The 19,861-nt window shown below is 55.6% G+C and carries 20 protein-coding genes; 2 read left to right on the top strand and 18 right to left on the bottom strand.

Annotation, left to right across the window (positions count from 1 at the left end):
• Positions 1-3 precede the first annotated feature (3 nt).
• From PLD04_02065 to PLD04_02055, 3 genes are read right to left on the bottom strand one after another with little or no spacing between them, the layout of a single operon-like run.
• The gene (locus PLD04_02065; GenBank protein ID HXK67103.1) at positions 4-1,260 is read right to left on the bottom strand and encodes an ABC transporter permease; all 1,257 of its coding nucleotides are present in this window, start codon (positions 1,258-1,260) and stop codon (positions 4-6) included.
• A gap of 2 nt (positions 1,261-1,262) precedes the next feature.
• Positions 1,263-2,495 carry an ABC transporter permease gene (locus PLD04_02060; GenBank protein HXK67102.1) on the bottom strand — a complete coding sequence of 411 codons (1,233 nt, stop codon included), beginning with the start codon at positions 2,493-2,495 and terminating at the stop codon, positions 1,263-1,265.
• A 3-nt stretch (positions 2,496-2,498) separates the two neighbouring features.
• Entirely contained in the window at positions 2,499-3,599 is a 1,101-nt protein-coding gene (locus PLD04_02055) for an efflux RND transporter periplasmic adaptor subunit (GenBank protein ID HXK67101.1), read from the bottom strand.
• A gap of 207 nt (positions 3,600-3,806) precedes the next feature.
• Here PLD04_02055 and PLD04_02050 point away from each other — a divergent pair, with 207 nt between their 5' ends.
• Positions 3,807-4,139: a hypothetical protein gene (locus tag PLD04_02050; GenBank protein HXK67100.1), complete on the top strand. Its 333-nt coding sequence runs from the start codon at positions 3,807-3,809 to the stop codon at positions 4,137-4,139.
• Between the two features lie 62 nt (positions 4,140-4,201).
• On the opposite strand, the gene PLD04_02045 is transcribed toward PLD04_02050, so the two are convergent.
• On the bottom strand, positions 4,202-4,897 hold the full coding sequence (locus tag PLD04_02045; protein HXK67099.1) for a hypothetical protein: 696 nt from the start codon (positions 4,895-4,897) through the stop codon (positions 4,202-4,204).
• A 74-nt stretch (positions 4,898-4,971) separates the two neighbouring features.
• On the opposite strand from PLD04_02045, the gene PLD04_02040 reads away from it, so the two are divergent.
• Positions 4,972-5,688, top strand: coding sequence for a hypothetical protein (locus PLD04_02040; protein ID HXK67098.1), 717 nt, complete (start codon positions 4,972-4,974; stop codon positions 5,686-5,688).
• On the opposite strand, the gene PLD04_02035 is transcribed toward PLD04_02040, so the two are convergent.
• The 14 genes from PLD04_02035 to PLD04_01970 form a co-directional block, all read right to left on the bottom strand.
• Entirely contained in the window at positions 5,689-5,877 is a 189-nt protein-coding gene (locus PLD04_02035) for a hypothetical protein (protein ID HXK67097.1), read from the bottom strand.
• Between the two features lie 57 nt (positions 5,878-5,934).
• On the bottom strand, positions 5,935-6,921 hold the full coding sequence (locus tag PLD04_02030; GenBank protein ID HXK67096.1) for a dihydroorotate dehydrogenase-like protein: 987 nt from the start codon (positions 6,919-6,921) through the stop codon (positions 5,935-5,937).
• Between the two features lie 10 nt (positions 6,922-6,931).
• Positions 6,932-7,687, bottom strand: coding sequence for a NusG domain II-containing protein (locus tag PLD04_02025; protein ID HXK67095.1), 756 nt, complete (start codon positions 7,685-7,687; stop codon positions 6,932-6,934).
• Entirely contained in the window at positions 7,684-8,103 is a 420-nt protein-coding gene (locus tag PLD04_02020; GenBank protein HXK67094.1) for a SoxR reducing system RseC family protein, read from the bottom strand. The genes PLD04_02025 and PLD04_02020 overlap by 4 nt, the downstream gene beginning before the upstream one ends.
• A complete protein-coding gene (locus PLD04_02015) occupies positions 8,100-8,951 on the bottom strand; it encodes an RnfABCDGE type electron transport complex subunit B (GenBank protein ID HXK67093.1) in 852 nt (283 codons plus the stop codon). The genes PLD04_02020 and PLD04_02015 overlap by 4 nt, the downstream gene beginning before the upstream one ends.
• A gap of 9 nt (positions 8,952-8,960) precedes the next feature.
• Positions 8,961-9,536 (bottom strand): electron transport complex subunit RsxA, encoded by a 576-nt coding sequence (gene rsxA, locus PLD04_02010; protein HXK67092.1) that lies wholly within the window; start codon positions 9,534-9,536, stop codon positions 8,961-8,963.
• A 9-nt stretch (positions 9,537-9,545) separates the two neighbouring features.
• The gene (locus PLD04_02005; protein ID HXK67091.1) at positions 9,546-10,160 is read right to left on the bottom strand and encodes an electron transport complex subunit E; all 615 of its coding nucleotides are present in this window, start codon (positions 10,158-10,160) and stop codon (positions 9,546-9,548) included.
• The gene (locus PLD04_02000; GenBank protein HXK67090.1) at positions 10,157-10,735 is read right to left on the bottom strand and encodes an FMN-binding protein; all 579 of its coding nucleotides are present in this window, start codon (positions 10,733-10,735) and stop codon (positions 10,157-10,159) included. Before PLD04_02000 ends, PLD04_02005 begins: the two co-directional genes overlap by 4 nt.
• Positions 10,732-11,706 (bottom strand): RnfABCDGE type electron transport complex subunit D, encoded by a 975-nt coding sequence (locus PLD04_01995; protein HXK67089.1) that lies wholly within the window; start codon positions 11,704-11,706, stop codon positions 10,732-10,734. Before PLD04_01995 ends, PLD04_02000 begins: the two co-directional genes overlap by 4 nt.
• Entirely contained in the window at positions 11,703-13,040 is a 1,338-nt protein-coding gene (rsxC, locus tag PLD04_01990; protein HXK67088.1) for an electron transport complex subunit RsxC, read from the bottom strand. Before rsxC ends, PLD04_01995 begins: the two co-directional genes overlap by 4 nt.
• A 103-nt stretch (positions 13,041-13,143) precedes the next feature.
• Positions 13,144-17,337, bottom strand: coding sequence for a HEAT repeat domain-containing protein (locus tag PLD04_01985; GenBank protein ID HXK67087.1), 4,194 nt, complete (start codon positions 17,335-17,337; stop codon positions 13,144-13,146).
• Positions 17,338-17,366: 29 nt separating this feature from the next.
• Positions 17,367-17,954, bottom strand: coding sequence for a LemA family protein (locus PLD04_01980; protein HXK67086.1), 588 nt, complete (start codon positions 17,952-17,954; stop codon positions 17,367-17,369).
• 78 nt (positions 17,955-18,032) lie between these two features.
• Positions 18,033-18,881, bottom strand: coding sequence for an FAD:protein FMN transferase (locus PLD04_01975; protein ID HXK67085.1), 849 nt, complete (start codon positions 18,879-18,881; stop codon positions 18,033-18,035).
• Positions 18,882-19,021: 140 nt separating this feature from the next.
• Entirely contained in the window at positions 19,022-19,498 is a 477-nt protein-coding gene (locus PLD04_01970; protein ID HXK67084.1) for a hypothetical protein, read from the bottom strand.
• Positions 19,499-19,861: the final 363 nt, after the last annotated feature.

Below are 19,861 nucleotides of genomic sequence, written 5' to 3'. Positions count from 1 at the left end.
CCTTTATTCGTACCGGAGTGCTTCGGCGGGCTGAATTGTGACGGCCCGGCGAGAGGGCATATAGCCGGCGAGAAAGCCGATCCCTCCCAGGAGCCCGACCGTGGTCAGGGCGATGGGGAGGGAGATGGTGGGCTGACCGAGGAACTGGAGTGCCTCGTTGTTGGATTGAGCCTGCAGGTGGGCAAGGAGCTGAATGATGGCGGTGCCGATCCCGATGCCGGCCAGGCCGCCCACGAAGGTGAGGAGGAGAGCCTCCAGGACCAGCTGGCCCATCACGATGGACTTTCGAGCCCCCAGGGCCATGACCAGGCCGATCTCCTTGGTCCGCCGCTTCACGACGGCAAACATGATGTTGGCGACGCCGATACCGCCGATCAGGAGCGTCAGGCCTCCGATGATCCCCAGAAAGATCTCCAGCCCGAACATGATGTTTCCCATGATCTTGGCGCCTTCCTGGGTGTCCCAGACGTACAGGGCCCGCTTGTCATCGGGATCGTAGCCGTGCTTGCCGCCCAGGACCTCATTCAGGCGACGCCTGGCGACCTTCATAAGTTCGGGAGAGGCAGGTTTGAAGACGAAATTGTTCAGGTAGTGCCGTCCATAGATCGCCTGGAAGGTGGAAAGGGGAATCACGGCATGCCGGGAATCGGGTCCGCCGTACATCCCCATCTGGAGCTTTTTCTTCATGACGCCGATGACGGTAAAGGGGACGCGATTCACGGTCACCGTCTTCCCAATGGCATCGGCGTCACCCATGAGGTCTTGTTTCAATTCGTCTCCCAGGAAGATGACCCTGCGCTTCCGCTCTTCGTCCAGAATGTTGATGAATCGGCCCCCGGCTTCCGCCACATGGTTCCGGAGCTCGCCGTAGGCCGTGTTGGTTCCGATGACCCGCTGGTTGATGATCTTTTCGCCGAAGGCAATCTGGGCGTTCCAGTCCGTCATCTCCCCATGGGCGTTATAGATTTCAGGGATCTCGCGAAGGACGAGATCGACATCCTCGGGCACGAGCCGGACATCGCGGCCGGGGGGAAAACCCTGGTAGGGCTTTTCCGTTTCACCCGGCCAGATGATAACGATGTCCTCTCCCAGGCCGGCACGTCCCTTCATCATGTTCCGTTTCAGGCCTTCTCCGAAGGAAAGAAGAAGAAGGATCGAAATCGTACCCCAGGTTATGGCCATGATCGTCAGCATCATGCGCTTTTTCTGGAGACGGGCGGTTCGGAAAAAGAGTTGAACGATCAGAGATGGGCGGGGCATGGTCAGATCCTCAACGCTTCCACGGGGTTCAGGCTCGCTGCGGTTCTCGCCGGGAAGAACCCGGCCACGAGCCCGACCAGTCCGAGAATGACCGCCGTGATTGCCGTTGCCGTCATCGAGAGATCCGGAGTTCCGACAAACTCCTGGACGCCGGTGAGGGGCACAAGGGTGCAGATTCCCCAGGAAATTCCGAAGCCCAGGATACCGCCGATAAAGACGAGCATCAGGGTCTCAAAGAGAATCTGGCCGATGATGTAACGCTTTTTCGCCCCCAGGGCCATCTTGACGCCAATTTCCTTTGTCCTCTCCTCTGCGACAACGTACATGATGTTGGAAACCCCGATCCCCCCTACGATGAGGGTGAGGGCTCCAAGGATTCCGAGAAAGACCCGGAAGGCCATAAAGAAGGTGTTAAAGAACTTGAAATTCTCCGTCGTGTCCCACATCCGCACCGCTTCCTTGTCCTTTGGGTCGAAGCGGTACTTGCGGGCCAGAGCGCCGATAATTCCGTCCTTCACCTTTTCCACATCGGCGCCTTCCTCCGCCTGGACGACAAAGTTGTTGTAGTAATTCCTCCCGTACATGGCCGCGAAGGTGCTCTCCGGGATCACAGCCTTGTCTACGTCTCTACCGGAATAGTTGGAGTCCTGTTCCTTGTCCTGCAGGATTCCCACGACCATGAAGGGCATGCCGGTAATCGCGACGTACTGACCCACGACGTCCTGCGAGCCGAAGAGATCCTGGGCCAGGTCGTTTCCCAGGAAGACGACCCGTTTCTTGCTCCCGAGATCGAGGGGATCGATGAATCTTCCTCCCTCCTGGGGAATCATGTTCCGCATCGTGGCATATTCGTCGTTCACGCCGACCATGTTGGGAACAATCACCTTACGGCCCGCTTTGAACTTCCGGTCCCACATGGAGAATTCACCGCTGAGCCGGGAAATGTCGGTAACTTCCGCCCGGAGGAGATCCATGTCCTCCGGTGCTGTTCGAACCTGGCGTCCGCGGGGAAGTCCCTCCCAGGGAAGGCTGGTCTTGGAAGGCCAGCAGATGATGATGTTCTCCCCCAGGCCCTTCTGGCTGACCAGCATCATGTGGTGCAGGCCGGCACCGAAGGCCAGGAGAAGGGATACGGCCGTCGTTCCCCAGACGATCCCGAAGAGGGTAAGGAAGGTCCGCAATTTCTGCCCGCGTACATCGGCAAGAAACTGCTTCAGGTAATTTCTCAGGGCCATGGATTACTCGATCTCGCGGGGCGGACGCTGTACTACCTGGTCGCCCTCGTTCAGCCCCTCGACGACTTCCACGTTCAATCCGTCGCTCAAGCCGAGGGTCACCTTTTTCTTGACCGGTTCCGCTTCCGGATCCTCGGAAGGAACTTCCACAAAGGTCGCGTCATCCTCAAAGAGGAGAAGCCGTTCCGGCAGGATCAGGACATCGGCCTTTTCCTGGATGATGATCTCCGCGTTAGCGGAATAGCCCGCACGAAGGTAGGCATCCCCGCGGTCCTGAATCGAAGCCTCCACGTCAAAGACCGTAGTCCCTTCGTCCTCGGTGGCCTTCGGGGCAATCTTTGCCAGCTGTCCCGTGATTGTTGCATTGGGAAGGGCTCCTACACGGATCCGTACTGGAAGGGATTCACGGAGTTTGCCCACATCGATTTCGTCCACCGTACCCTTAAAGAGAAGGGAACCCATGTCTGCGATCGTCATCATGACGGTCCCGGCCTGATAGGAGGTCAGGGGAACGACCGGGTCGCCGGGATTTACAGGCCGCTGAAGGACCGTACCCGAAGCCGGAGCCCGGATGACCGAATCCACCCCGCCGCTGGCCTTCTTGATCTTGCCTTCCTTGATCAGCTGAAAACGTTCCCTGGCCAGGCTCAGCTGGATCTCGGCCTGATCGTAGGTCTCCTTCGCAACATCGTATTCCTCCCTGGAAAGGATGCCGTTATCCAGGAGCTTCTGCTTGCGCAGGAAGTCAGCCCTGGCCTTGTTGAAGGAAACATCGGCAATCTCGACATTCCTCTCGGCTTCGGTTAGCTGAAGGGGAGTCGGATCCGGAGTGATTTCAAAGAGAGGATCCCCGGTACGAACCGTATCGCCCACCTCCACGTAGCACCGCTTCACGATTCCGGAGATCTGCGATTTCACCTGGACCTCCTGGTCCGGAACGATCTGCCCCACGGCAAGGGCCTTGTCCACGATCGTTCCTCTCTGGATTTCCTGAAGGGTGTAGGGGGTCTGCTTTGCTCCGGCATTGTTTGTAACGAAAAAGAAAATGCCGGAAATCGCACCAAGCGCGATCAGGCCGAAAAAGACTCGAAACAAGGTTTTCATGGGGTGCTCCTCCGAATGGGGTAAATGCGTGCTCTTAAAAATGTCATCAAAGAACAGTACGCACAAACCCAATCTTAGGTTCCACAGCCAGGATTGCGAATCGGCTGGTCAACTCTCAATGGACATGTTTTTATCCGGGCAGGTATAATCTGAAATAATGGGAGCAGGTCGGATATCAAATTTTGAATTTCGTAAGGTAAGGTTATCGTGATTCCTGTCAGGAAATTTCCCCGATGGCTCTTCTACTCATTCTCAATTCTACCTCCGGCAGCGTTTGCCTTTGTCTGGTTCATCCTCATCGATGCGGACAGACGGTCGTCGGATATGAAAGGACTGGGAGTTGTTCTGGGACTAGCCGCAACGATCCTCTTTCTTGTTCCCTTGAGTCTGTTTGTAGGATTCTCAGCCATTGGCGTGACAGCCATGGCCAGAAATAGAGGGGAGAAGGTGACCGGCCCTCTGCTGGCCACGATCCTGGCCTTTTCGCCATGCCTCTATTGCCTTGGATTTCTCCTCTGGCTGATGATGACAGGAAAATAATCGTAAAAGAAGATTATTGAAGAAAGCAATGGTTTGGTGACAATTTGTGCCGGGTACCTTTTTTATTCAGACTCAGTAAAGATTCGGGCGAGGGCGGATGCGGTGTCGAGGGTGGACAGGATTTGTTGCTCCCATTCTTCTTTGTTTTTTCTGGAAAAATCCATTTTCGAGAGGTTCAGAATGTCGTGATACCCTTCCAGGCACCAGGAATGGTGTTCCAGAAGCTGTTGACGGCGTGCAGGGGTAAAGAAAGCACGCAACGCCGATTCGTCGTCTCCCGCAAGGATGAAATGGTCCTGGAACGGCGGATCTTCAGGGAAATCGACACGGACGAAAGCAAGACCCGCGGCCCAGGTCATGGCCTGGTTCGCCATTTGAGCCAGAAAACCCTTCGATTCGATCTTTGGAAGGATCGAAAACCTGGGAAGACTCCATTCGCCCGCAACAAGGGAGACTTGATCATGATTGATGGTCGTTCCGTCGCCCGAGCTGTCATGAAGGTCATAGAGGTAGAGGGAATATGAATACTCTTTCCGAACCTGGAGGTTTTTTGTGGAAAAGGGACCGGTTTTTTTCGGATTCAGACTCGCAATTTTCTGGACCAGCATCGGTTCGTCCTCCGGGACCGAATAAAATCCCAGATTTCGAAGGAACTCGATACGGCGCTTCTTTTGCTGCTTTGCGCGGCGCACGCTCCCGGTAATCAGCCAGATCAGGCCGATGACAACAATGAGGACAATGGTCGGAATCAGGTTCACCTGAGATATCTCTCCATAGTCATAACCCTTCTACAGGTAGTGTACCCCATTTTCAGTCGTGCTATGATCGATCGGTGACCGTGGCTCCTCAGAAAAAACCTTCCAGACTTTTCGTGATCACAGTTAATCTGATCACGCTGGTCCTGACCGTCGGCGCGATTCTCCTTTCCGATGTCCATCCCCGGACCCTGATTTACGCCTTTATCCTGGCTTTTCTCGGCCAGTTGATTCTCGTTCACCTGATGATGGCTGTCCATGTCGTATCCCGTGGAGGCCCCATGGCTCTTTTGATGGAGCGCCTCTCCCGCCGTCCCTGGCATGGGGAGAAGTCCAATGTCTTAAAGGCGGAGGGATCTACGACTCCCCTGGGCCTTGGAGGCTATCTCGTGCTCATCGCAGGGATTTCTTTCCTGGCCCTGGTTTTCACACACGTCAACCCGCAGCGTGAGCTGGATTTTTCATGGAAAGTCTTCGGAGACGAAATAGCCTGGGCGATGATCCTGGCCGTCGTCTACCTCATCCAGGATCTCTTCTCCCGCTCCATCGTCATCGATTTTAAAGCTTCTATTGAAGTCAACATGGGCTACAACAACCAGGAAACCTGGATCCTGGGATGTGCCAGCCTCATGGCCGGTGTGGTGGTTATCATCCGGCAGGCTGCAGGGCTCTCTCCCTCAGGCTGGGTTCTTCTGGCCCCCCTTGTGGTTCTTCGCCATTGGGCCGACCTGCACCACGATCTGCAGTTTGGCCGCAGACCTGCCTCGGAAGCCGTGAATGAAAGGAAGACGTGATCAGGGGAGAATTTCGCCGTACTTCAGGAAGTGATAGATCACGTAAAACCAGCTGAAGAAGGCATGGAGCAGGGCCCAGAGGATCGAGTGGTTTACCTTCCAGCTCAGCAGGGCGGCCAGGACAGACCCAATACTTCCAAAAATCCCGCCTCCGCAGCAGCCGCATCCTTTCTTGTTCCGTTCACCCATGGGATATGCCTCCTTTCAAAATTTGATGGACAAGAATACTACGAATCCGCAGGCTGATTATTCGATCCCCGTGAGGGCCCGGATGTACTGCAGCCGTTCATAGGCTTCCGGGTGACGGCTTCGGGACTGACAGGCCAGACCCTGAAAATCTTCAAGAGAAGAATACCCCTTTTCCTTCATCCAGGTTTCCATCCCTTCCTGAATTTCTCGCAGTACCCCCTCCTCGCGATGGTAGAGAACGGAGCACATCTGGACCGCGCTGGCACCGGCCAGTATCATCTTGATCGCGGCCATGGCGTCATGAATCCCTGTCGACGCGCAGAGATCGGCCTCGATATGATCATAGAGCAGAGCGATCCAGCGGAGAGGAAGATGGCTTTCCTCTGGAGAGCTCAAGGGATTACGGGCCCGGATCTTAAGGGAATCGGGATCGAGATCCATGTGGTAAAAGCGGTTAAAGAGAACCAGTCCGGAGGCTCCCCTCAGAACGAGTTCATTTGCTATCCGTGAGAAAGCCGTAAAGAAGGGCCCAACCTTTACGGCAAGGGGGATCGATACATCCCTGTTAACCGATTCGACGATGTCCATGATCCGTTCTTCCACATCCTGAGAGGTGCGGTCGGGGTCGGTGGGAAGCATGGAGATGTTCAGCTCGAGTGCGTCGGCTCCGGCATCAGCCAGCTTCCGGGCATAAGCCGACCACCATTTTGGTGTAACGCAGTTGATCGAAGCGATAATCGGACAGGAGGCTATTTTTTTTGCCTCTTCCAGAAGATGAATGTAGCTATTGGCCCCCAGTTCCATTCCCATACTCCGGACGTACTGGTGGGACTCCGCGTGGCCCTGCATCCAGAGATGGTTCTCGATAACCTGGACGTCGGTGTCGATTTGCTCTTCAAAGAGGGATTTCAGGACGATGGCACCCGCTCCGCCATCAGAAAATCTCCGGATCCAGTCAAGGTTTCCGGTCAGGCTGCAGGATCCGACGATTAGGGGGTTGGCGAGGGGAAGACCGAGGTAGGTCGTGGACAGATTGGGTGCCATGTCGTTCTCCTTACCCGGCGATCGCATCGATACCGGAAAATCCGGTCAATTCTATCACCATTCTCTGAGGAGCGCAGATGATTCTCTGTCCCGGCATCGCGATGGGGCCTCGATGGCGGCATATATGGTGCCGGCAGGGGGCGTTCTCCACGAAGATCTGTCCACCTTCTGCTCGAAGATGGGTTGTTCCGATGAGACCGGCTACCCGGATTTCACTGGATTTACGAAGATCCAGGGTGGCCCGGGTGGCTCCGTCGACGGTAATTTTTGCTTCGTGTTCTTTTCCCGTACCCGAAGGCATGTAAGAAGGGTCAAGGGAGACGATGACCTCATATCCCGCGCTTTCCTCACGGTAAATCTGCGAGGCCAGAGAGGCGAAGCTTCCGGATCTCGGATCAACGATTGTCCCCTTGCGCAGTAGTGTGAAACCGGGTTTCACAGGAGTTACTTCACGGACCTGGAGCTGAACCAGGATGCTGAGCCCCCAGCGTTGCCAGATCGGATCGGTTCCGGGAGCCATGGCCACCCCTTCCCGGATCAGCGCCCGGGAGATCGGCTCCGCCCTGGGGGTAAGACCCACCAGAACCGGAGTGGTGGAAAGGGTCCGATTCAGATGTTTCAGGATCGTCCGCACCGTATCCAGGGGCTGCCCGGTATGGATCAGGAATTCTTCCGATGTGCCCCGTCCTGCGGCCTTCAGGGGGAGGGCGGCGCCCAGGGCGGTTAATCCCAGGAAGGTGAACAGATCACGTCGAGTCGGTTTCATGGTTCCTCCTTCACGATCTCTACAATCGTGGGCTCAAGAGCTTTGGATGGTCCGGGCTGAAACATACGGGTAAGGAACACCGCGGCAATCACTGCAAATGCTGCACCCGCCAGCGTAGCAATCTCGGGGGTGAGTCCAAGGGAAGGAGCGGCTGCATGGCCGCCAAAGGCTCCCGCGATTACCAGGCAGAGGGCAAAAAGAAGAATAAAGATAAAACGCCGGTTCAGTGCGTCGATATCGAGGGCAAAACGTACTCGGTCTCCTGCCGCGGCACGGACAGGATTGGCCATTCGGATTTCGTTGGTAGAAGTCCTCGCGCAGAGGGAGCATTCATCACAGGCTGATACCGTATCCGGGACCACCCATGCATGGGGGCCGTCAATCCGCATCACGGTTCCTTCCTCGCGCTCGATCACGGCTGAACGGCTTCCTGTACGGGAGGCTGGGGCGGAGGAGGCGGAACATCCACGGCCCGCATCAGGCCGATCGCCTTCGTTGGACATTTGAAATCCCCGCGGGCACAGGCTTCAGCCGCGGCTTCCGCATGGAGAACGCGGGCCAGGTTGTCATCCATGTCCACGGCTCCCTGGGGCGATTTTCTCACACACTGCCAGCAGGCGATACAGGCGTTGGAGCAGACCGATCGTGACTGTTTGGGCCCGTCGTGGGACCGACAGAATACGAGAATATCCTCTGTGATGGGATGAAGCTCCAGGATTCCCCTCGGGCAGGCGTCGACACAGGCCTTACAGCCTGTGCATGCATCTTCATCCACGGTGGGAAGACCGTTGGGCCCCATGGCTATGGCGTCGAAAGTACAGACGGTGACGCAGTCTCCATACCCGAGACAGCCCCATTCACAGTGCTTGTCTCCGCCTCCAACCAGGGCGGCTGCCTTGCATGTTTCAATGCCGGTGTATTGAGCCCGGCGCCTGGAGGCTTCTTCATCACCACGGCAGTGGACCCGGGCCACGTTTCGAACGGCCTCTACGGCTTCAAGCCCCATGATCGAGGCGATCGCGTCAATCACGTCCTGTCCGCCAGGAGCGCACTTGTTAATGGGGACATCGTCATGGACGATGGCCGCCGCGTATCCCTTGCAGCCAGGAAGTCCGCAGGCTCCACAGTTGGCCTGGGGCAGGATTTCATTGATTTCGGAAATCTTCGGATTTTCGATGACCTGAAGCTTGACGTCGGCGATGGCCAGAATGGTTCCGAATACCAGGGCAACCGAACCCAGTGTGAGGATGGCAATCAGGATCATGACGGCACCTCAGCGAATGAGACCGGCAAAGCCCATGAAGGCCAGGGCCAGAATGCCGGCAACAAGAAGGGTGATGCCCGCGCCGCGAAGCGACTGTGGAACATCAGCAAATTGAAGTTCTTCCCGGATTCCGGCCATGATGACGAGAGCCAGCGTGAATCCAAGACCGGCTCCCACGCCGAAGACGATCGTCTCCAGGTAGGAGTAATTTTTTAACACCGCAAAAAGAGCAAACCCCAGGATGGCGCAGTTTGTTGTGATCAGGGGAAGGAAGATACCCAGCGCGTCGTAGAGGGGAGGGGAGGATTTCTTGATAAACATCTCCACGAACTGGACCAGGCTCGCAATGACGAGGATGAAGGTGATGATCTGGAGGAAGTCGAGCTTGTACGGAGCAAGGACGAGGTAAAAGAGGGGCCAGGTGACGATGGCGGTCAGTGTCATGACAAAGGTGACTGCGGCGCCCATCGAGATGGCGCTGGAGAGGCGGTTGGAAACGCCCAGGAAGGGACAGATTCCCAGGAACTGGGCCAGAACGAAGTTGTTGATCAGGATTGCCGATACGAGAATAATGATGTATTCCATGTCCCCTCCTCAGCGGCCCGCCAGCTTTTTCTGGACGAGGTTCGATACGCCGATCAGGAGGCCCAGTGTCAGGAAGGCCCCGGCGGGAAGGATAAAGACCATCATGGGATCGTACCAGTTGGGGCTCAGGATCTGGGCACCGAGAATGGTCCCGTTCCCGAGCAGTTCCCGCACGGCCCCCATGATCAGAAGGACAATCCCGAACCCTACGCTCATTCCCAGCGCGTCGATGACCGAACGGCCGGGTTTGTTCTTGGAGGCAAAGGCCTCCATCCGGCCCAGGATGACGCAGTTGACGACGATCAGGGGAACGAAGGGGCCCAGGGCCTTGGAGAGGTCGGGGTAGAAGGCAGCAAGATAGCGATCCGCCATCGTAACAAAACCGGCGATGATGACGATGAAGGTCGGGATCCGGACCTGGGCCGGGATCCACGAACGGATCAGGGAGATGATCAGGGCGGAGGCCAGGAGAACGAAGGTGACTGCACCCGCCATTCCGATGGCGTTCACGACCTCGTTGGTTACCGCAAGCATCGGGCACATGCCGAGGAGCTGGACAAGGTTGGGATTCTCCTTCCAGAGGCCCTTGAGAAACTCCTGGCTCAGGGTGTTCTGCTTACTCACGATTCACCTCCAATCCGCCCCCGCGCCTCTTCCACGGCGGCATTCACAATCTTCACCACGGCATCTGAGGAGATGGTCGCTCCGGAAATGGCGTTGATCTGGCTGTCACTCAGGGCGTCAGCGGGGCGGGGCGGTTTGGCATAGGATATCGGGGACGTCAGGCTCTTCTCCTTCCAGAATCCCAGGAAGGCCTTGTCGTCAGTGATCTTGGCACCCAGGCCGGGGGTCTCCTTCTGATCCAGGATGTTCAGGGCAAAGATTTTGGTCATGTCGGGATCCACGCCGAAGATCAGGGCGATCTTATCCTGAAATCCAACTCCTACCCGGTAGATCGCATATCCGATGGTATTTCCCCCCGCATCTTTTCCTTTGTAAACCCGAAAGGAATCTCCCGGTACAATCTCCTCGAAGGAGTCGACGCCGGGAAGGACTTCGTTGACGGCCTTCTTGAGCGCTTCCCGGGCATTCCGTTCAATCATGGGCTGGGTATAGGCGGCAAAGTAGGAGACCGACCCTCCGATCACGAGGCACACGATCACGAGGATCAGGACAATCCGGACCTGTTTGCCGATCATCGCGCTCCTCCTTCCCCGAGAATTCGGGACCTTGTCAGCTTGTTCAGCAGGGGAACGAACCCGTTCATGATCAGGATGGAGTACATGACACCCTCCGGCAGACCGCCGAAAACTCGAATCACAACGATCAGGATCCCGATCCCAACCGCGTAGATCCAGGTTCCGCGGGGAGTCAGGGGGGAGGTCACCATGTCGGTGGCCATGAAGATCGCACCAAGCATGAGTCCGCCGGCGAGGAGATGGAATATGGGATCGGCGTAGCGATCCGGATTCACGGAATGCAGAATCCCGGTGAATATGGCTACGGTGACGAAGATACCTGCAGGAATCTTCCAGTCGATATATCCCTTCATGAGGAGAATCAATCCTCCGATCAGGAGCAGGAGGGCGGAGGTTTCACCCAGAGAACCTCCGATGGAACCGAAAAGCAGAGAATTGGGATCGGTGAGAATGCCCGAAAACTTGAATCCTCCAAGAGGCGTGGCAAAGGAGACGGCATCCACAACCTCAAGGGTTCGGGGAGGTGTCCATGTAGTCATAGCAACGGGGAAGGCCGCCTGGAGAAAGGCGCGGCCCACAAGGGCGGGATTAAAGATATTGAAGCCCAGCCCTCCGAAGACCTGCTTTCCGAGACCGACGGCGACAATACCGCCGATGACAGCATACGAGGTTTTCAGGCCCGGAGGAAGGGTAAGGGCAAGGAGGATCCCGGTGATCAGGGCCGAACCGTCGTAACAGGCCGAAAGATCCTTTTTCCTGCCCAGAAGAAAGAGAACTTCAGTGATGACGCAGCCCAGGATGCAGGCCGCCAGAAGTCGAGTAGCGTTCCACCCGAAGTAATAGATCGAACCGGCAACGGGAAAAAGAAGGGCTCCGACGACCCAGTACATGATGACGGGAACGGAGTCCTTCCTTCGTGCGTGGGGTGAGGAGAGGAGAAGGGTACGGGAAAGGTAGTTGGGCTCACTCATGATCTTGCCTCCGCCCTTTTTCGGCTCTGGAAGACATCGTATTTCCCTACCCGAACCCACTGAACGAGGGGAATTCGGGCGGGGCATGCATAGGCACAGGTGCCGCACTCCATGCAATCCATGAGGCCCCACTTTTGAGCCTCATCGATTCGGCCGTGCTTCGCGAAGGTGACGATCCGGGTTGGAATCAGGTTCATCGGGCAATGGGTGGCGCACGAATTACACCGGATGCAGGGATATTCTTTTTCCGGACCCGCTCCGGGTCTCCGGAAAGCCAGAATCCCCGAGGTGGCCTTTACAACGGGAATTTCGTCCGTCCACTGGGAGACTCCCATCATGGGGCCTCCCATGATCAGAGATCCGATTTCCTCCATCGATCCGCCGCAATGGGTGAGGATGTCGTGAAAGGAGGTACCGATGCGAACCTGGAGGTTTTTCGGCGTGGTTACAGCGTCTCCTGAGACGGTGAGTCCCCGCTCGATCAATGGCATTCCCGTTTTGAGGGCATCCAGGACCGCCACGGTCGTACCCACATTCTGGACAAGGACCCCGCAATGAAAGGGAAGTCCTCCGCGAGGGACTTCGCGGCCAAGGATGGCCTTGATCAGCATCTTTTCCCCGCCCTGGGGATATTTGGTTCGTAATGGTACAACGGTGAAATCAAGGCGGCCGCGGAGCTTTGACTCGTAGAGGGTAATGACATCCATCTTGTTGGTTTCGACTCCCAGCACGACCTTTGCGGCGCCGACCGTGGTTCTCAGGATGTCCGCTCCCGCGATCAGATCGTCGGCCCGCTCCAGCATCACCCGATGGTCCGTGGTCAGGAAGGGCTCGCATTCGGCACCATTCAGAATCACCGTGTCCACAGGGTACTCACGGGGAGGAGTCAGCTTTACCGCCGTAGGAAAGGCGGCACCGCCTAAACCTACGATCCCGGCTTCCCGGATCACCTGACGGACTTCATCGGGGGTGTAAGAGGAAAGGTCTTCTTTCAGGGGACAGACGGATTCGTGAAGGGTGTCCTCTCCGTCGGAGTCAATCTGAATAGAGAGAACCGACTTTCCCGAAGGGCTGAGCATGGGATCGACGGCCTTCACGGTTCCGGAGATCGAGGCATGTATGCAGGCGGAAATGAGACCCCGGGCCTCTCCGATCTTTTGCCCGCGAGCTACATTGTCACCTTTTTTCACAAGAGGTTCAGCCGGGGCCCCCGTGTGCTGATGGAGGGGGATGACCACCCGCTCAACCGGGGGAAATACCTCGGTAGAAAGGGCATTGGATGCACCTTTGCGATCGGGAGGGTGAATTCCCTTTCGAAACGATTTAGAACGCATATAGCCCCCGAATGTACGACAGATGAATAGCCGTTTATTATAATCCTTACAAAGGAAGTGTCAAGACTTATGTTCTAAATTTCACATAAACGGGATGTGAGAATTATGGCCTGATTTTAATAAGGGCATCCCGGATTTCGTTCTGGAGATAGGGTGGGGGATGGGTACTCATTAGGTTCTCAAGCACGGGTATTGCCTCCACGGCGGGAGGGCCGATCGATCCGAGTGCCCGTATGGCATAGATCTGAATTTCTTTGTCCTCTATTGCTAAAATCAGATTGGGAACGGCTGGAGATCCGGAAGGTCCCATCGAGCCCAGGGCTTCCGCAGCGTATCGGCGGACATGGTAGTCGGGATCCTGCAGAAGGGCGATAATGGCAGGAATCAGAGACACGGCTTCGATCCCCATGGAAGTTGCGACCTTAAGTGCGTTTCGGCGGCATTCAGGATTCTGATCCTTCATCAGCCTGGTGATGGAAGAAAGGGAGGATTTTTCCGGCGATCCGGATGATGCGAGGGCTCGAGCCGCGAGGGCATGAACACTGTGATCCGGATCCCGAAGAGCCTTTGCAATCTTGTCCCTGACAGGGAGAAGCTCCGGTCCGAACGCAGCCAGAGATTGAGCCGCGCAGAGCCGGACATAACTGTCCGGGTCGGAAAGAAGATCTGCTATGTCGCCAATAGAATCCCCTGCGAACGAAGGTATTTTACCAAGGGCAATACAGGTTCTGGCCCGTACCGGCGGGCTGGGATCGTTCAGATGGGTACGGAGTTCGTGATAGGCTGGAGCACCCATCGCTTCCATATCTCCAATCGCGGAAACGGATGCGGCCCGTACCGATTCCTCGTAATCGCTCAACAAAAAGAGCAACGAAGGCAGATCCTCCGGTTGATGGACTCCTTTCCGCGCAAGGACGGCCAGGGCGGCCCTCCGCTGCGGAGTGTTCAGAACCTGCTGAAGGGTCATTCGAATCTCATTTTTCATCGAAGGATCGGTGGCCGAATCCAGCATCGTCTTCAGCTCATTGAGGATTAAGGGATTGTTGGGCTGGATCCTTCCAAGGGCTCGAATTGCTGCTTGTCGGATCCGTGTGTTTTCATCTTTCAGACAGGCGAGAAGAACCGGGGCCGCCTCGCTTGCCGCAGGCCCGATATCACCCAGGACCGATGCGGCTTCCTCCCGGACCCTGTCATCACTGCCGGTAAGAGCGGCCGTCAGCCCGTTCATCGCGGGTAAAGCATCCTTCCCGATTCCTGAAAGGTTATGCACGGCATCCATTCGTACACGTTCATCGGAATCCCTCAGAAGATCACCCATTCTCCGGATGACTTCTGGATCCCCGGTTCCAAGTTTGCCGAGAACCCCGACGGCTTCGCGTCTGACCCAGGTGGCCCTGTCATTCAGGGTATCCAGCAGGGCATCAAGGACTTCACGGCTTTTGACGCCGATTTTTCCCAGAGTCTCAACGGTGAACTGCCGGACACCCGTCTCGGGATCGTTCAACAGCGGCAGGAGGTTCTGGACGATAGAGGGGGGTACGTTATGGATTGCGCCCATCGCAACGACGGCCTGAAGACGGACTCCCGAATCATCATGATTCAAAAGATCAGCCAGTTCAGGAAGGAATGTAGAGCCATCCTCCCCGTAACGTTTGATGGATCGGGCGGCTCCTTTGAGAAGGATCGGGTCTCCTGAATGAAACATCTGTCTTGCAATGGGAAGACCCTGATCAGGAGGAAGAGGGAGCTGGACAATGGCGTGGGTCGCTGCTTCCCGAACCTCCGAATCGGGATCCTCGAGGCATTGGACAAGCTTTTCAAGGGACGGTTTATCGTACCAGCCGATATAGGAGATCGACCATGCAGCATTGGCCCGGACATTATGGTTTTCATCCGAAAGCGCTCGGGCAAGTGCCGGTACCACGGCGCCGGGGTCCCCTCCGGTCTTTCGCAGGAGGAAGGCTGCCAGGCGTTTCAATTCAACGCTCCCGGTCCGAAGGGTCTTCAGAATGAACGGCACCCGAAACGAAGCAGAATGGTCCACCTTGATACGGTAGAGGACATCGGCTGTCGTCCTTCGCACACCCCGATCAGGATCGAGAAGGAGAGGAATGAGTGCTGGAGCAAACGAAGGATCCTCTCTTCCCGCCGTATCGGCAAGGTACTCCACTGCCTTCCGCCTCTGACGCGGTTCGGGGTGGATCAGCCTTTCCCGAACCAGCGGGATCCGTTCCGATTCCGGAGCGAACTGAATGATTTCTTCTATCGTCCAGGCTGATCGATCCTGTCCCACTCTGGGAACCTGGGCTCCGATCATCCACAGGCAGGGGAGGATCCAGAAGAGAGAGGTAAGCCAAACATGAAGAATACCTCTGCGGATTAATCGTTCGGCTCGATTTTCCGTCGTATCGGAAAGGAAGAAGACATGCTGAATATCCCGGCGGGGTGGAGTGTGAAGCTTTGCAAACAACAGCTGCCACAAAGGATTGACATGGACCGGCTCCACAAGGGGTTTCACGACCAGCCGATCCGAATCCGTGGCCTCCTCTCCTGCATCAGGATTTTCCTGGACATTTCCAACGACGTAGACGGGATCCCCATCCCTGAGTTCCATTATATGGGGATGGGTAAGATCGGATTTTTGAACCCTGCGGGTGAGAACGATTTCGCATACCCTTCCGGCCAGGCTGGAAGCACGGCCGATCCTAAAATACGCGCCCCGGGGATCCACAAGGATTTGGCCCGATTCGTCTTCAAGATAGAAGGACCGTATCCTGGCTTCGGAAGGAGTGCTGGAATTATAGTAGAGGATGGAGTTTCCCCTGTTCTCGGGCAGGGAGCGGGCGGTTCCTTTGAACTCAGCAATTCCGGGTGCGGCGGAACGGGACCGTGCCGTGGGCAGATTCTCAACCTGCATGGCCTGCCGGGCCCGCCAGATCGTGTCCAGAATCGTTGTGACCATGCAGAAGACGATCCCGGATATCGCAATGTAGAGATCCACCATGGCCCCGAACCGGGGAGCATCGGTCCCGGGCAGGAACCAGTAATAGGAGATGTCGGGAAAGTGCTGGTAGAGAAAGAAGAAAAAGGCTCGCGAGGGAGAAATTAATCCCGCGATGTATGTCGGAATCCAGATCGAAAGAAAGAGCAGGGAGAAGGGCGTCGTGGCCTCCGGGCGGAGAAAGGGATAGAGGAACAGCAGTACGAGAAGGGTTCCCATTACTGCGATGGCGATCGCGGGAAAGGTGAACCCTATAACGGCAAGAAGAAGAGGTGTTAAAGCCCAGACAAGGGTCCAGAATAAGATTCTCTGAACCAATGGGATTCGATAGAGCCGGAGCCATGGTTTGGGATAGAGAATCCCTGAGGAAAGGCAGAGCCAGAGAGTCAGAAAGGGCCAGGAGGGCGGGAGGGTATGGAACCCGATAGACCACAGGCTCAGAAGCGGGAAAAGAAGGATGAAACTGCCAAGAAAGAGGGAAAATGCAATCCAGAGATTTCGGGGCTGCTCCTGTGAAAGCGCCGCGGTCTTGTCGCGTCTCAACACCCGAATCCAGAGGAAAAAAGCAGGAAAAAGAAGAGCCGATAGAAGAAAGAGAAGATGGACAGCCTGGATGGGAACGCCGGCATGCAGAAGAGACTGATCGGGTCGCGTCGGATGGATATGGATGAGAATCGACTTCCCTTTGAGGTGGAACGGCGGTACGGCTTCCTTGAAGAGATCATCGTAATCGCCAAACGAAGGGGAAGGCTTCCAGGCGGTGTATCTCTGTCCGGCAACCGGTGTCCCGTCGGGACCGGGAAAGATATACCCGGAGCCCTGGTCATTCCATGTCCCCGTGGTGGTTTTCCATGTGAGGGACCATAGACCTTCCGCAATTCGGGGAACAAGAGGTGTTGCAAGCGGGACGGAAACCAGGGTAAGGAACGCAGCCAGGATAAAGGCCCTTTTTCTGTTACTGAGAAGAGTGGTTGAGGGTTTAGCCGAGCGAAAGAGGAAAGGGCGATCTCCATCGACGAGAGTCCACTCTCTGGATTGCGGACTTCGTTTCATGGATCCCTGGACCATGGGAGGCAGGCTTTCTGAAAATTTGATTACAAATGCAAATTCAATCTTTCGTATGGTGCCGGCATCCCGAATGTCGGCCCGTCCTTTGACATGAACCCGGTCTCCTTCCGGCCGTAATCTGGAAATCCGGGGAGTTATCGTACCTTCAACCGATAATTGATCCCTGATCCAGGAATCAATATGGTTCCGGATGTACTGGTCCCGCCTCGTATGGGTCCACTCAGTCATGACGGGGCGAGGCCTCTGAAATCAGAGGCTTATGCTTCCTCCGGTTTTTCAAATTTCATTTCCACGTCCTCTTTCTTTTCCGTGGGGATCCTGAGGTAGTCAAAGCGCTGATATCCCAACAGCTTCGCAAGGAGGACCTCGGGAAGGCGTTCGATCTGGATATTGTAGATATTGACGCTGTCATTAAAGAACTCGCGCCGGTCCGAGATCTGAGATTCCAGTGAGGAAACTCTATCCTGGACCTGGAGAAAGCTTTCCACGGCGCGAAGCTGAGGGTACTGTTCCCAGACCATTTGAATCTTTTTTAAACGGTCGTTAAGCGTATTTTCAATCCCAACCTTTTCGGCGATGGTCCGAACTTCATCGTAATCGGTTCGGAGTTTGACAATGTGGTCAAACGTTTCCCGCTCGTGCTCAACGTACGCGATGGCCGTATCGATCAGCTTTGTCAATTCGTCATGACGCTGCTGGAGGAGTACGTCGATATTGTTCCATGCCTTTTGAACATTGTTTCGGACCTGGATCAGGCTGTTGTACATTCCGACTACGAGGCCCACCATTCCGCCTCCAACGATCACAATGACAAGAACGAGGACAATCAGAAGAACCGTACCCATGGCAACCTCCATTCAATACTTGTGTGGATTATAGCATCGTTCCCCATGGCCGAATTACGCGGGTTCGGAAGGAAATATTCACGGTCCGGAGATCAGATTCAGGGATTGTGTCACACCCAGAAAGGTAACATCGGCATGGTGTTCTTTGATCACATTTCGAATCTCTTCTTCCGTCATGCCGAAAAGTCCCGTGGCCAGCGCGTCCGCCGTCATGCAGGACGGTGCCGTCACGGTCATGGAAGTCCAGATGCGAAAGGGGAGCCCGGTCTGTGGATCGAGGATGTGATGATAGCGGACTCCATCGATATCGACGAAGCGCTGGTAATCTCCCGAGGTCACCAGGGCCCGGTTTTTCAAAGTTGTGGTCGTAATCAGGCCTTCCGAACGGGGGTGCTGAATCCCGATCACCCACTCGGTTCCCCGGGAATTGAGGCCGCCGGCTCTCAGGTCGCCCCCGGCGTTGATTAAAAAATCTTCGACGCCATGGCGAAAAAAAATATCGGCCGCCCGGTCTACGGCATATCCTTTGGCTATCCCTCCCAGATCGATGCCTCCCCCGACAGGAAGGGTGACGGAATGTTCAGAAAGTTGGATTTTTTGATACCCCACAGAGGAAAGAGCTTTGAGAAGCTCATCTTCCCCTGGAATCGTTACCTTTTTCTGATCAAAATTAAATCCCCATAGCCGGAGGAGAGGTTGAACGGAAATGTCAAAGGTTCCCTGAGTCCACATGGAAATTTGGATGGCTTCATGGATCAGGTGAACGGTCTCGGGATCGACCGGGACCGGCTGTCCGTCCGATGCATTGATCTCCGAGAGGAGATTATCTTTGGAGGAAGGGGTATAGGCCTGATAGATCCGCTCGAATTCACTCTGGATGGACTGCTCCAGGGAATTGGATTGCCCCCGGTACGTGACTTCAACCATTGTATCCATCGTGAAAAAAGTAAACGCGGAATAGGTTTCCGTGGAATTCCGTGAACAGCAAATCAAGAATAAAGGGAAGAATGCAGCGAGAATGAGGAGAGGGGAGGAATAGCGGCGGGCGACCATACCTTCCTATGCTATCACGGGCTGTTTGGTTCCAGCGAGGCCAGGGAAACGAGCTCGCCGCCTGATTTCACTACGGCGTGGATGCATCCAACCCGGTTACAGATGCCGAGACAGGACGAGTAATCCCCAGGATCTCCAGTGAAAAAGGCGATGAGTTCACCCCCGCAGGGACAGGGGCCGTAGACCGGGAGGGGTTCGCTGCATTTGGGGCAGGAGAACACCATCAGTTCATCCGTAACCAGGTCAAGTTCCAGGGAGACTCGTATTTTCTGGCCGTACACGGGGCTCAGAGCCACCAGCCCGGAACCTGTTTTCCCGCTGACATGGAAGAGGATACCGGGGTGTCCCTGGAAGGATACCCGTCTGGATAGGAGGGAATGCCCATTATGGCAGGTACATGCGGTTACGATAAGAACTTTCTCGGGTTGTCGATACATTTGCCTGTCGGGATCGGGAAAGATCATCATGCCGTTTCGATTAAATCGTTCCATCAGAATCACCTCCATCAGCGCTTGTGCCTTCATTGTAGGGTTGTGCGATCAGAAACGTCAAGGGTGGCTGAATGGGAATAATGAGACGCAGGATCATGTTTTAAACTATGTCTCATTCACTCCTTATGTTTCAATACCCCCCCCCTCTATCACCCCGCCGCAACGGCGGGGCAATTTTTATGTCGTGCATTATATTAAGTTACAAGGGTAAGTTTTCGACGTGCAGAAAAATAGGGACTGATACTATAAGCCCCACGAGAGCAGCGGGGAAGCGAAGTGTTTATTGTAAAGGTAAAACCACTTCATTCAAGGAGGCTGCTCGATGTGGTACTTAGGTTTGGATGTTCATCGTCGTACGGTGAC

It is taken from the genome of Thermoanaerobaculia bacterium, assembly GCA_035593605.1.
Classification (GTDB): Bacteria; Acidobacteriota; Thermoanaerobaculia; order UBA2201; family DAOSWS01; genus DAOSWS01.
The sequence above is the reverse complement of the archived record's forward strand: the minus strand, read 5'-3'. Positions and strand labels throughout refer to the sequence as shown.